General features: G+C 73.7%; 10 protein-coding genes. 4 read left to right on the top strand and 6 right to left on the bottom strand.

Features of this window, described 5'->3' with window-relative positions:
* Positions 1-102: 102 nt before the first annotated feature.
* Positions 103-2352, bottom strand: a complete 2250-nt coding sequence (locus JNK12_02880) for an FG-GAP repeat protein (GenBank protein MBL8774844.1) — start codon at positions 2350-2352, stop codon at positions 103-105.
* A gap of 32 nt (positions 2353-2384) precedes the next feature.
* Between JNK12_02880 and JNK12_02875 the strand changes: the two genes are divergently transcribed.
* Entirely contained in the window at positions 2385-4049 is a 1665-nt protein-coding gene (locus tag JNK12_02875) for an acyl-CoA synthetase (GenBank protein MBL8774843.1), read from the top strand.
* 6 nt (positions 4050-4055) lie between these two features.
* Here JNK12_02875 and JNK12_02870 read toward each other — a convergent pair whose 3' ends face one another.
* Both JNK12_02870 and JNK12_02865 read right to left on the bottom strand, forming a co-directional pair.
* Positions 4056-5573 carry a wax ester/triacylglycerol synthase family O-acyltransferase gene (locus JNK12_02870; protein MBL8774842.1) on the bottom strand — a complete coding sequence of 506 codons (1518 nt, stop codon included), beginning with the start codon at positions 5571-5573 and terminating at the stop codon, positions 4056-4058.
* Between the two features lie 70 nt (positions 5574-5643).
* Positions 5644-6762, bottom strand: a complete 1119-nt coding sequence (locus JNK12_02865) for a beta-lactamase family protein (GenBank protein MBL8774841.1) — start codon at positions 6760-6762, stop codon at positions 5644-5646.
* A gap of 64 nt (positions 6763-6826) precedes the next feature.
* Here JNK12_02865 and JNK12_02860 point away from each other — a divergent pair, with 64 nt between their 5' ends.
* Complete coding sequence (locus JNK12_02860) at positions 6827-7372, top strand: hypothetical protein (GenBank protein ID MBL8774840.1); 546 nt, start codon at positions 6827-6829, stop codon at positions 7370-7372.
* A gap of 18 nt (positions 7373-7390) precedes the next feature.
* Here the strand turns inward: JNK12_02860 and JNK12_02855 are convergent, their stop codons facing one another.
* Both JNK12_02855 and JNK12_02850 read right to left on the bottom strand, forming a co-directional pair.
* Positions 7391-8704 (bottom strand): HAMP domain-containing histidine kinase, encoded by a 1314-nt coding sequence (locus JNK12_02855; GenBank protein ID MBL8774839.1) that lies wholly within the window; start codon positions 8702-8704, stop codon positions 7391-7393.
* 19 nt (positions 8705-8723) lie between these two features.
* Positions 8724-9479 carry a response regulator transcription factor gene (locus tag JNK12_02850; protein ID MBL8774838.1) on the bottom strand — a complete coding sequence of 252 codons (756 nt, stop codon included), beginning with the start codon at positions 9477-9479 and terminating at the stop codon, positions 8724-8726.
* A gap of 9 nt (positions 9480-9488) precedes the next feature.
* Between JNK12_02850 and JNK12_02845 the strand changes: the two genes are divergently transcribed.
* Together JNK12_02845 and JNK12_02840 are read left to right on the top strand one after the other, a co-directional pair.
* Entirely contained in the window at positions 9489-10496 is a 1008-nt protein-coding gene (locus JNK12_02845; GenBank protein MBL8774837.1) for an NAD-dependent epimerase/dehydratase family protein, read from the top strand.
* Positions 10497-10528: 32 nt separating this feature from the next.
* A complete protein-coding gene (locus JNK12_02840) occupies positions 10529-11416 on the top strand; it encodes an alpha/beta hydrolase (GenBank protein ID MBL8774836.1) in 888 nt (295 codons plus the stop codon).
* A gap of 105 nt (positions 11417-11521) precedes the next feature.
* Here JNK12_02840 and JNK12_02835 read toward each other — a convergent pair whose 3' ends face one another.
* Positions 11522-12523, bottom strand: coding sequence for a TIGR03617 family F420-dependent LLM class oxidoreductase (locus JNK12_02835; GenBank protein MBL8774835.1), 1002 nt, complete (start codon positions 12521-12523; stop codon positions 11522-11524).
* Positions 12524-12596: the final 73 nt, after the last annotated feature.

Here is a 12596-nt window from a genome sequence, read left to right as displayed (position 1 = left end):
CCTGGCTCGGCGAGCGAGGGACGAGCGGGCCTCGACGATGCACGGAGCCTGGCCCTTCGCCGAGCGTGCCCAGCGCCAGTGCCGGGCCAGGCGACGACGCGATCAGAACAGGTAGGGGGGCAGCAGGCCGCCGAAGTGGTCGTCGACCTTGGCCACGCCGGCCAGGCCACCAGCGCCCCGGACCAGGCGGACGCTGCCCCCTTCGGTGAGGCCGGAGCGCCCGACCGGCGCGGTGGCGGACCCGGGGACGACCGTGATGACCCCGGTGGCCGCGGCGCCCAAGGCACGCTCGGTCGGGGCGGTGGCCACCAGGTCGGCGACGCCGTCGCCGTTGACGTCCCCGGTGGCAACGGACCGACCGAGGCGCGCCGCGGGCTTGGCCGCGCCGGCGATCTCGGGCAGGCCCGAGCTGAGCACGCTGGGCGTGGTGCCGACCACCAGCACCGATCCGGCATCGCGCACCGAGCCCACGTCCTTGCCGGGGATGCCCGCGAGGATCTCGGCCCGGCCGTCCCCGTCGACGTCGCCGACGGCGACCGAGGCGCCCAAGAGGTCGTTGGCGCGCGGAGCGCCGGCGCTCCCGCGGCTCCCGGACCAGAACTGACGGGACTCCGCCGCGGCCAGCCCCGTCTCGGAGCCGGGCACCACGAGGAGGGCGCCGTCGTTCACGGCCCCGGCATCCTCGCCGGGGACACCGATCACGAGGTCGGCGACGCCGGCTCCGTCGAGGTCGCCGATGGCGAGCGCGGTGCCGAGGACGTCGTCGCGCTCGGAGCGGCCGGCGATTCCGGCCTTGCCCGCGCGCACCAGGCGGCTGGCGGCGCGGTCGAGGCCCGTGGCGGACCCGCCCACCACGAGGACCTCGCCGGCGTTCGTGGCCTGGCCGATGTCCTGGCCCGGCACGCCGATGGCGAGGTCGTCGTGGCCGTGCCCGTCGAGGTCGCCGGCGACGACCGCGGCGCCGAGGAGGTCGCCGCCCTGGCTGCGGCCGGCCAAGCCGTCACGGCCGGCCACGAGCTCCTGCGCGCCCGCGTTGGTGAGCCCGGTGGCCGAGCCGCGGACGACGGCGACGACACCCGCATCGGTGGCGCCGGTGTCGTCTCCCGGGGCGCCGACGGCGAGGTCGTCGTAGCGGTCGCCGTCGAAGTCGCCGCTGGTCAGCGAAGCCCCCATCTGGTCGCCGCCCCGAGAGGTGCCGGGGAGGCCGCTGCCGCTCCATCGCTGCCGCGCGGCCGACGGCACCAGCCCGGACGCGCTCCCGGGGATCACGATGACCGCGCCGGCGTCGACGCCGCCGCTCGTGTCCTCGCCCGGCACGCCGACGGCGAGATCGTCGAAGCCGTCACCGTTGAAGTCGCCCGTCGTCACGGCGGCACCGAAGCGGTCGTCCGACTCGGCGGTGCCCACGAGACCGCCCATTCCGGGGACCAGCTGGCGGCTCCCTGCCGTGACCACACCGTCGGCCGAGCCGAGGGCCACGACGACCGCACCGGCGTTCGTGGCGCGTCCGGTGTCCTTGCCGGGCACGCCGGCGGCGAGGTCGTCGAAGCCGTCGCCGTCGAAGTCGCCCGTGGCCACCGCGGGCCCGCCCCACTGGCGCGGGGTGGGGGGCACGGGTGACGCGAAGCTGTCATTGCGCATGTCCGTCCCGAACGGGACCGAGCGCCAGCTCGTGTACCCGAAGGCGCCGGGGTAGCGGACCTCCTCGGTGCCCACCCAGCCGATCATCGGGCCGAGGTCCTTGGAGGTGCCGAGAGGACGCTGCTCGTCGTAGTGCAGGTGCGGTGAGTTGGACGAGCCCGTGTTGCCCGAGCGGCCCAGGACGGCGCCGCGTTCGACGGTCTGGCCCACGTTCACCGCGACCGACGACAGGTGGAGGTAGCGGGAGTAGATGCCGTCCGGGTGGCGCACGGTGACGTAGAGGCCGCGGGCGTCGCTGTCGGTTCGCCGGGCCTCCTGGACGACACCCGGGCCGCTGGCGTTGACGGTGGAGCCCACGGGCATGCCGATGTCGATGGCCGGGTAGCCGTGGTGGCCGCCGCAGATCCCCGGCGAGGGGTTCGACTGGGTGCACCACACCTCATAGGTGCCGAGATAGGGGACCGCCGATGCCGACTCGTCCGCCTCGGCGGGGCCCACCTCGGTGCTGGTGATGCCCAACTCGGCCGGCGCGGTCTCCTCGTGGGGGTGCTGGGCGCCGCCGGCCTCCGGAGCCGCCACCGTGGTCGAAGTGCTCGTCGAGGTGCTGGTGGGTGCGGGCTGGGCGTCGGCGGCGAGGGGCCCGAGCACCGTCACGATCAGTGAGGCGAGGACGACGAGGAGCGGCACCGCCCGGGCGCGAAGCACAGACACAACGCCTCCATGGTGGTCGCTAGGGTGCGCCCGTGACCAGTCATGCGCCGCCCCGGCACTTCAACCTGGCCGACATCTGGGAGTGCGCCGCCGGCGTCGTGCCCCATCGCGAGGCCCTCGTCGTGGTCGGCGGTCCGAACGGCCGGCGCCTCACCTACGGCGAGCTCGAGGCCCGGGCCAACCGGCTCGCCCACGCGCTCGTCGAGCGGGGCGTCGGGCCCGGCGACCACGTGGGCTGCTATCTACGCAACGGCTCGGAGTACGTCGAGGCCTTCCTCGCCGCCTTCAAGATCCGGGCCGTCCCCATCAACGTGAACTACCGCTACGTCGCCGACGAGCTGGCCTACCTCTTCGACGACGCCGACCTGGTCGCCGTCGTGCACCACGCCGAATTCGCCGACCGGGTGGCCGAGGTGGCACCGGGCCTGCCCGGCCTGCGGACCTACCTGTCGGTGGCCGACGGCACCGAGGGCGTGGACGCGGCGCTCGCCGCAGTGGGCGCCGAGGACTACGAGGCGGTGCTGGACGCGTCGTCGCCGGAGGGCGGCTTCCCCGAGCGCAGCGGCGACGACCACTACGTGCTCTACACGGGCGGCACCACGGGGATGCCCAAGGGCGTGGTCTGGCGTCAGGAGGACGCGTTCTTCGCCTGCATCGGCGGCGGCGACCCCACCCGCTACGAGGGCACCGTCGAGCGCCCCGAGGAGTTGTTGGCCCGGGTACAGGACACCGACACCCCCTTCACCTTCCTCCCGGTGGCGCCGCTGATGCACGCGGCGGCGCAGTGGACGTCGATGTCGTGGCTCTACGCCGGCGGCAAGGTCATCCTGATGCCCGGCTCGCTCGACCCGGACGCCATCTGGCGCGCCGTGGGCGACGAGGGCGTCAACCTCCTGGTGGTGGTGGGCGACGCCGTGGCCCGTCCCCTCCTCGACGCGTGGGAGGCCGGCGGGGGCGCCGACACCTACGACACCTCGTCCCTCATGGCCATCGGCTCGGGTGGCGCTCCGCTCACGCCGGCACTGCGCCGCCGCCTCGCCGCGACCTTCCCCAACTGCGTCATCAACGACGGCTTCGGCTCGTCCGAGACCGGTGCACAGGGGGCCCGGCAGGGCCTCAGCGCCGACGACCCCGACGACGGCCCGCCCAAGTTCAACCCGCTCGATGACAACACCCTGGTGCTCGACGACGAGCTGCGACCGGTCGAGCCGGGCTCAGGGGTCACCGGCCGGGTGGCGCTGCGCGGCCACATCCCCCTCGGCTACCACAAGGACCCCGAGAAGACCGCCCAGACCTTCGTCGAGGCCGGCGGCCACCGCTGGGTGGTGACCGGGGACATGGCCCGGGTCGAGGCCGACGGCACCATCGTCCTGCTGGGCCGTGGATCGGTGTGCATCAACACCGGCGGGGAGAAGGTGTACCCCGAGGAGGTCGAGGCGGTGCTCAAGGCGCACGACGACGTCTACGACGCGGTGGTGGTGGGCGTCGAGGACGAGCGCTGGGGTCAGACCGTGGCCGCGGTCGTACAGGCGGCGCCGGGGGCGGCGCCCGACACCGAGACCCTCGTGCAGCACTGCAAGGCCCACCTGGCCGGCTACAAGGTGCCCCGGGCCGTCACCCTGGTCGACGAGGTCGTGCGTTCGCCCGTGGGAAAGGCCGACTACCGCTGGGCCAAGGCGGTGGCCGGCGGCGCCTGACCGCGTTCAATCCTTCGGCGCCGCCTTCTTGGCGGTGGCCTTCTTGCGGGGGGCGCGCTTCTTCGCGGGCGGTGGGGGCGGGTCGAGGGCGGCCGCGGCCTCCGCCTCGCGCTCGGCCAGCACCGCGTCCGCGGCCGCCCGCAGGTCCTTCACCGCCTGGCCGAAGCCGTCGGCGAGCGACCAGAGGTCGGGCGCGGTCTCGGTGCAGCCGATGACGCCGAAGTCCATGTTGCCCATGTTCGACAGCACGGTGATGTTGAGGCCGGCGCCCTCGATGAGGGGGCCGAACGGGTAGACCGCGACGACGCGGGCGCCGGCGCAGTAGAGCGGGATGGGCGGGCCCGGGACGTTCGAGATGACGAGGTTCTGCACCGGCCGGTGGTGGCTGGCCAGTCCCATGCTCGAGTACAGGCGCATGGCCCGGTTGAACAGCACCGGGGGAGCGAACTGCGTGAGGTCCCGCAGGACGTCGGCCCCGATGGCGTTGTGCATCTCCTTGGCCGCCGTGGTGTCCTCGCGGATCTCGAGGAGCTGGTCGACGGGGTCCTCGAGCTGCACCGGGAGGCGCACGGCCATGCTCGACACCTGGTTGGTGCCCTCCTGGGTGCCCTCGCCGTGGACCGACACCGGCTCCATGGAGACGAGCGGCTTGTCGGGCAGGTCGTCGTGGTCTTGCAGGTAGCGGCGCAGGGCGATGGTGCAGGCGGCCAGCACCACGTCGTTGATCTTGACGTCGAAGGTCTTCTTCACGACGTGCAGGTCGTCGAAGTCGGCCTGGCCGAAGGCCACCGAGCGGTGGGGGGTGAGCGCTCCGGTGAACTTGGTCTTGGGGGCGGTGAAGGGCAGGGCCGGCGCCCGCTCGCCGTCGTCGCGGCCGATGGCGGAGGTGGCCGTGCGCACCACGGTCGAGCCGAGGCGGCCGAGGCCCCGCAGCCCGCGGAGCGGGTCGATGAGGCGGTCGCGTCCCGCTTCGGCGAGCAGCTCGAGATCGGAGGGGATGCGGTCGGGCTTCCACTCCTCGACGGGCGGTGGCGGCTCGGGGGCGTCAGGCTCGAGGTCGAAGAGCTGGCTCATCAGGTCGGCGCCCGTGACGCCGTCGATGCAGGCATGGTGGACCTTGCAGATCAGGGCCACGGTCCCGTCGGCGGCGCCCTCGACGACGATGGTCTCCCAGAGGGGCTTGCCCCGGTCGAGGGCCCGGCCGGCCACGTCGCCGATGATGTCGGCGAGCTCCTCACGGCCGCCCGGGGGCGGGACGGCCATGCGGTGGACGTGGTTGGTGATGTCGAAGTCGGGGTCCTCGATGAACACCGGGTCGTTCAGGTGGAACGGGACGGTGAGCAGGCGCCGCCGGTACGGCGGGAGGAGGTGGATGCGAGAGGCGAGCATCTCCCGGATGGCCTCGAACGAGTAGCCGCCGTGCATGGTCGACGGGTCGACGATGATCACGCCCGTCACGTGCATGTGGCTGCTGGGCGTCTCCATGTACAAGAACGCGGCGTCGATGGGTGCCAGTCGGTTCATGTCCCCGCTCCTCGTCGTTCGTCTGTGCGCCCGAGGGGCACGGCCCCCGCCCCCCGGGGCGACCATGGTGTCACCTGGCGCAGGCCGTGGCCCGGTTGCTGATGCTGGGGCCCCGCCGCCACTGGCGGAACAGGTGGGCGTCGATGCCGTTGGTGAGGTAGCAGAACGACAGGCCCGTGGCCGGGTCCGCCCACGCCACCTGGCCACCTGCACCGTTGTGCCCGAAGGCCGCCGGCGAGAGGGTGCGCCCCATCCCACGCATCGAGGCCTTGCCGTCGTCGCCCGCCACCACCAGGCCGATGGTGCGGTTGGCGGCCACCCCGGTCATGGGGTCGGGGAAGGTGTTGCGGACGTTGCTGGTGACGTCGGCCAGCAGGGCCGGGTCCCACCGCTCGCCAGGGTTCGCGAGCAACGCCTGGTAGAAGCGGGCCACGTCGGCGGCGGTGGACACCGCACCACCACCGGGGACGCCGACCGCCACGTTCTCCGGGCTGGACAGGGTGACGAACATGTCGTCGGTCAGGCCGCCCGTGAGCGCGTCGAGCGTGGCGCCGGCGATGCCCGTCACCTGCTCCACCTCTTCCATGGTGGGAGGCTCGCCCACCTTGACCACCCGTTTCACGTTCCCCTGGTCCTCGGGGGGAACGCCGAGGCGGAACTGCTCGAGGCCCAGGGGCTCGATCACCCGGCGGTGCACCGCCGCGCGGAAGTCCTCGCCGTCGAGGCGCTCGATGATCTCGGCCAGCACCCAATGGGCCGAGGTGGCGTGGTACTCGAAGCGGGTGCCGGGCTCCCAGTTGAGCCGCCAGTTCGAGAACGCGGCGAGACGTGCCTCGCGATCGGCCCAGTCGGGTGGCCCCAGCGGCGCGTACGGGAACCCGCTCGTGTGGAGGAGCACCTGTTCCACGGTCACCACGTCCTTGCCGTTGGTGGCGAACTCGGGGATGAGCTCGACCACCCGCTGCGTCACGTCGAGGCGGCCCTCGGCCAGCAACTGCCACACGGCCGCCGCCACCACGGGCTTGGTGCTGGAGAAGATGAGGAAGCGGCTGTCGGCGGTGGCGTCGCCGAAGGCCTCGTGGAGGACGAGCTCGCCATGCTGGGCCACCGCCACCTGGCACGCCGGGAGCAGGCCCTCGTCGATCTCCCGTCGGCAGCGTTCGAGCAGGGCGGCGGTGGCGTCGGGCACGGCCGCGCAGGGTAGTGCCCGCGTTCTCAGCGTTTTCTCAGGAGGACCCGCTTGACTCCGGGCCATGAGCAACCCTGTCGACCCCACCGAACCGATGGAGCCCGTGGCCGGCGCCCCCGCCGCCGCGGCCGATGCCGCCGAGTCCGCACCGCCTCCGCCCCCGCCGGCAGCGGCGGCGGCGCCCGCGGCGGCTGGGCCGGCCGGTCACCGAGGCGGCCTCGTGACCCTCGCGTGGTGGTGGCTGGCCCTCGGCGCCCTCGGCTTCCTGCTGCTCGGCAGCCTGCTCACCTTCGTGGGCACCAAGGCGAGCGATGACGGCCACGACGGCGGTCGCGGTCGGATGGAGGCCCACTTCGGTCCTGACCAGGGCCCGATGGGTCCCGGTCAGAGGGGCCCGGGCCAGATGGGCCCGGGCCAGATGGGCCCGGGCCAGAGCGGTCCCGGCTTCGGTCAGGGTGGCGGCCCCCAGTTCGGCCCGCCCGAGCAGTTCCAGGACGAGCGCGGTGACGACTCCTCGGAGCAGGGGGACGACCGGAGCAGTGACGACAGCGACTCGGGCGACGACACCACCGACACCACCGAGGCCGACGGCGGCGACGGCTCGAACTGACGTGGTGCCGGTCGGGTCTCAGTGGACGGGTAGGCGGAAGCCCACCGCCGCCCCTCCACTCGGGGCCCGGCCGGCGATGACCCGGCCGCCGTGGTCCTCCACGATCTGGCGCACGATGGCGAGGCCGAGGCCCGAGCCCGGCCGGCTGCGGGCGGCGTCCGCCCGGTAGAAGCGGTCGAACACCCGGGCCAGGTCGGCCTCGTCGATGCCGGGGCCCTCGTCGCTCACCACCAGCGCGCCGTCGGCGAGGCGCACATCGATGGTGCCGCCGGGTGGGCTCCACTTCGCGGCGTTGTCGAGGAGGTTGCCCACGGCCCGCTCGAGTCGACTGGGCCGGCCGTCCACGGTGGTGGGGGCGAGGTCACAGCGCACGGCGTGGCCGGTGCGGCGCTCGGTGCGTCGGGCGAGGCGCTCGACGAGGGCGTCGAGGCGCACCGGCTCGATCGGCTCGACCGCCTGGCCCTCCTCGGTGGCCAGGTCCACGAGCTCGGTCACGAGGGCGCTCAGCTCACCCATCTCTGCCTTCAGGTCGACGAGCAGCTCGGCTCGGTCCTCGGGGGGCAGCTCGTCGAGGCGGTCGAGCAGGTCCACGTTGGTCCGCAGGCTGGTCAGCGGCGTGCGCAACTCGTGGCTGGCGTCACTGATGAGCTGGTGCTGCTGCTGGCGGGACGCGCGCAGCGCCCGGAGCATCTCGTTGAAGCGCTCCGCGAGGTTGCCGACCTCGTCGTGGCGCTCGACCTCGATCTCCGAGCTGAGGTCGCGGTCGGTGGCGACCCGATCGACCGCGGCGGCGAGGTCGTCCACCGGGCGCAGGGAGCGGCGGGCGACCGCCCAGCCGACGAGCCCCGCGCCGGCGACCCCGACGGCACCGAGGAGCAGGTAGATCAGGGTGAGCCGGGCGATGGTGTCGTCGAGGCCGGTGACCGACCGGGCGAGCTGGACGGCCCGGCCGTCACGCAGGGAGACGGTGAGGATGCGCACGTGGTCGCCGTTGATCTCCGCGTCGCGGAAGTACGCCTCCTCGATGCCGGCAGCCACGTCCAGGTCGCGCTCGGTGAGGCCGGTGCCGGGGGTGACCTCGACGCCGTCGACCACGTTGCCCTCCTCGTCGAAGATGCGCGTGGAGGTGTCGCCGGCACCCAGGGGGTCACGCGGGGGCCCGGGTCCGCCGCGACGGGGGTCGGCCACGGCCAGGGCCCGTTGCTGGAGGGCCTCGTCCACCCCGTTGCGCAGCTCGTTGCGGGTGGTGAGGGTGGCCACCACGGCCACGAGCACCACCGAGCAGCCCACGGCCACCGCCACGAGGACGGTCAGGCGGGTGCGGAGGTTCACGGGCGGCCGCCGGTGCCGGTCACGAGGTGCGGGCCACGTAGCCCACGCCCCGCACCGTCTGGATGAGGCGGGGCTCGCCCTCCGCCTCGGTCTTGCGCCGCAGGTACCCGATGTACACGTCGAGCGAGTTCGACGACGTGGCGAAGTCATACCCCCAGATGCGGTCCATGATCAGCTCCCGGGTGAGCACCTGGCCGGCGTTGGCCACCAGCAGCTCGAGCAGCGAGAACTCGGTGCGGGTGAGCGCCACCTCCCGCTCCCCGCGGCGGACGATGCGGCTGGTGGGGTCGAGGGTGAGGTCGGCGAGGGTGTGCGGGGAACCGTCCTCCGCCGGCGCGGCCCGACGGAGCAGGGCCCGCAGGCGGGCCAGCAGCTCCTCGAGGGCGAAGGGCTTGACCAGGTAGTCGTCGGCGCCGGCGTCGAGGCCGGCGACCCGTTCGCTGAGGCGGTGCTTGGCGGTGAGCACGAGCACCGGTGTGCGGTCGCCCCGCTCCCGGAGCGTGCGGCACACCTCGATCCCGTCGAGGCGGGGCATCATCACGTCGAGGACGATCGCGTCGGGCGGCGCCTCCGCGACGGAGCGCAGCGCCTCCACCCCGTCCTCGGCCAGCGCCACCTCGTGGCCCTCGAGCAGGAGCGCGCGGCGGATGGCCTGGCGGACGCCGGCGTCGTCGTCCACCACCAAGACCCGCACCCCTCGCTCCGGCACGGGCCAAGCATCGCGCCCGAAGCTGAGAACCCCATGAGAACGACCTCCGCGTCGTCTCCGCGTCATCATGGGGCGGTGCGCGTTCTGGTGACGGGGGGGACGGGGTTCGCGGGCAGCCACGCGGCGGCGGCGCTGGGCGCCGCCGGCCACGACGTGCGGTTGCTCGTGCGCGACCCCGCCAAGGTCGACCGGGTGTTCGGCGCGCTCGGCGCTCCGGGCCCCGACCGGGTGGTGGGCGACGTGCTCGACCCGGCATCGATCGAGCGGGCCCTCGACGGCTGCGACGCCGTGGTCCACGCCGCCGCGATCGTCACGAACGAGCGGCGTCGGGCCGAGGAGGTCCTGCGCACCAACCCCGAGGCGGCGCGCAACGTGCTCGCGGCCGCGGCCGCAGCGGGCGCCGACCCCATCGTCCACGTCTCGAGCGTGGCCTCGCTGTTCCCGCCGCCGGGGCCCGTGATCGATCTCGACACCCCGATGGCGGCGCCGACCAGCGCGTACGGCCGTTCGAAGGTCGGCGCCGAGCAGGTGGCCCGAGGGCTCCAGGAGGACGGCGCCCCGGTCACCATCGTCTACCCGGGCGGGATCTGGGGCCCGGACGACCCGACCCTCACCGAGCAGGTGCGGGCCGCCGGCACCCTGGTGCGCAGCGGCCTGCCGATGACCACGGGCGGCATGACCGTGCTCGACGTCCGCGACCTCGCCACGGTCATCACCCGCGCCGTCGAGCCCGGGCAGGGTCCCCGCCGGTTCCTCCTCGGCGGCCACTTCTTCACCACCGAGGCGCTGGCCGACCTGATGGTCGAGGTGTGCGGCCGCTGCCGGCGCATCCCGTCGCCGCCGCGCCTGCTGCGCACCGTGGGCCGGTTCAACGACCTGCTGATGCGGGTGATCCCCGCCAACCTGAGCATCACCTACGAGGGCATGGTCTTCCTCACCAAGGGGGTGCCGACGGACGACTCGGCCACCCTCGCCGCCCTCGACGTGACCCTGCGACCGGCGGCCGAGACCGTGGCCGACACCCTGCGCTGGCTGCTCGCCGAGGGCCACCTGAAGCCCAAGGACGTCCCCCGGTTGTCCTGACCCCGCAGACGGGGTGCCTACACTCGGCCGTGGTGGGGGAAGGAAGTGCAGTCGTGGACGCCGCGGCACCGGAAGGACCCCTGTTGCCCCTGGGGCGGCGGGTCGAGCTGCCCGGCCGCGGGCGCACCTTCGTCCGCGAAGTGGAAGGGCCGCCCGGCGCCCCGACCCTGCTGCTGCTGCACGGGTGGATCGCCAGCGCCGGCCTCAACTGGTTCCAGGTGTACGAGACGCTCGGCCGGCACTTCCGCATCATCGCCCCGGACCTGCGTGGCCACGGCCGCGGCATCCGGGCCCTGCGCCGGTTCCGCCTGGCCGACTGTGCCGACGACGCCGCCGCGCTGATCGACGAGCTGGACGCCGGCCCTGTCATCGCCGTGGGCTACTCGATGGGCGGTCCGGTGTCGCAGCTGCTCTGGAAGCGCCACCCCGAGAAGGTGCGGGGGCTCGTGCTGTGCGCCACCGGGCATTCGTTCGTGAAGGGCGGGCGCGAGCGGTACGTCTTCACGAGCACCATGGCCACGCTGGCCGCCACCACCCGCATGGGGCAGCTGGCCGCCCACCTGCCCAGTCGCTCGGTGCAGCGGCTCATGCCCATCCGCCAGGATCGGGCCCGTCCCAACTCGCTCCAGCGCTGGGCGGCGGCGGAGATGCGCCGCCACGACCCGCGTGTGCTGATGGAGGCCGGGCACGCCATCGGCAACTACGACGCCGCCCCGTGGATCGGAGACATCGACGTCCCCACGACGGTGCTCGTGACCACCGAGGACCGCGCCATCCAGCCCGAGACGCAGCTGGACATGGCCCGGTCCATCAAGGGCTCGGAGATCCACCTCACCAAGCACGGCCACGTGCTCTGCGCCCGGCCCGAGTTCGCCCCGCCCCTGGCCGACGCCTGCGCCAGCGTCGCCGAGCGCCTGTAACCCGACCCAGCCAGGATCTCGCCTTCTGGGTACTCGCATGTGTTCTGCACAACACCTACGAGTACCCGGAAGCGGTGCTTTGGGCGGAGACGGCGGGCGAGGCGATCAGCGCAGGCGGTCGAGCACCTCGGCGGTGAGGGCGGGGTCGATGGCGTAGGGGGTGTAGAAGGCCAGCCGGTCGGCGACGCCGTCGAAGCGCTCGTGGATCTGACGGGCCACATCGGCCGGCTCGCCGCAGACCGCGATGCGCCCGAGCAGGTCGTCGTCGATGAGGTCACCGAGCTCGGCCCACCGCCCTTCCTTGGTCATCCGGTTGAGCTCGGGCTGGAGGTCGCCGGCCCCCTCTGCATCGAGCACCGGTCGGTACGCCGGCGTCGAGCCGTAGAACGCGAGGAGCCCCTTGGCGCCGGCCACGGCCGCCGCCCGCTCCTGCTCGTCGCGCCACGCGCACACGATCGTCTCGCAGACCAGGGTGAAGTCGCTGCGGTCGCGCCCCGACGTGGCGAGGCCCTCGGCGATGCCCGGCAGCGTGTGCTCGCGCACGAAGCGGTCCGAGTTGAAGGGGTGCACCAGGAGCCCGTCGGCCACCTCGGCGACCATGCGGGTCATCTTCGGGCCGAGGGCGCCGACCCAGATCGGCGGCGGGCCCGACGGGAGGGGGCCGGGGTTGAAGGTGGGCGGCATGAGGGTGAGCTCGTAGAACTCGCCGTGCACGTCGAGGCGGCCGCCCTCCTGCCAGCAGGTGAGCACGGCCCGGGTGGCCTCGACCAGCTCCCGCATGCGGGCCACCGGCTTCGACCACGTGGACCCGTACCGCTTCTCGACGTGGGGCCGGACCTGGGTGCCGAGACCGAGGGCGAAACGGCCGCCCGAGGCCTGGTGGAGGTCGTAGGCCATGTGGGCGAGGTGGGTGGGGCTCCGAGGGAAGGCGATGGCCAGGTTCGTGTAGAGGTCGAGTCCCGCCACTGCCGCCGCGGGGGCCAACGGGAGGAACACGTCGTGGGGGCCCTCGAAGGTGAAGACCCCGTCGAAGCCGGCGTCGTGGAGGGCCCGGGCTTCGTCGGCGGCGCCGGCGAGGGGGGCGCGGAGCTGGGTGTCGATGCGCACGGCGGCACGTTACCGATGCCCCGGGGGAGGGGCGGTGTGCCAGCATGGCGCGGCTCGAGCCGGGGGGAGACCG

The organism is Acidimicrobiales bacterium (assembly GCA_016794585.1).
GTDB lineage: Bacteria > Actinomycetota > Acidimicrobiia > Acidimicrobiales > DATDAH01 > JAEUJM01.
Note: the sequence above shows the minus strand (reverse complement) of the source record. Positions and strands in the feature narration are given on the sequence as shown.

What these genes read in the sequence shown, in the direction of transcription:
- JNK12_02870 (MBL8774842.1), bottom strand. Translation starts at nt 5,573, where the DNA reads ATGAACCGACTGGCACCCATCGACGCCGCGTTCTTGTACATGGAGACG.
- JNK12_02860 (MBL8774840.1), top strand. Translation starts at nt 6,827, where the DNA reads ATGAGCAACCCTGTCGACCCCACCGAACCGATGGAGCCCGTGGCCGGC.
- JNK12_02850 (MBL8774838.1), bottom strand. Translation starts at nt 9,479, where the DNA reads ATGACGCGGAGACGACGCGGAGGTCGTTCTCATGGGGTTCTCAGCTTC.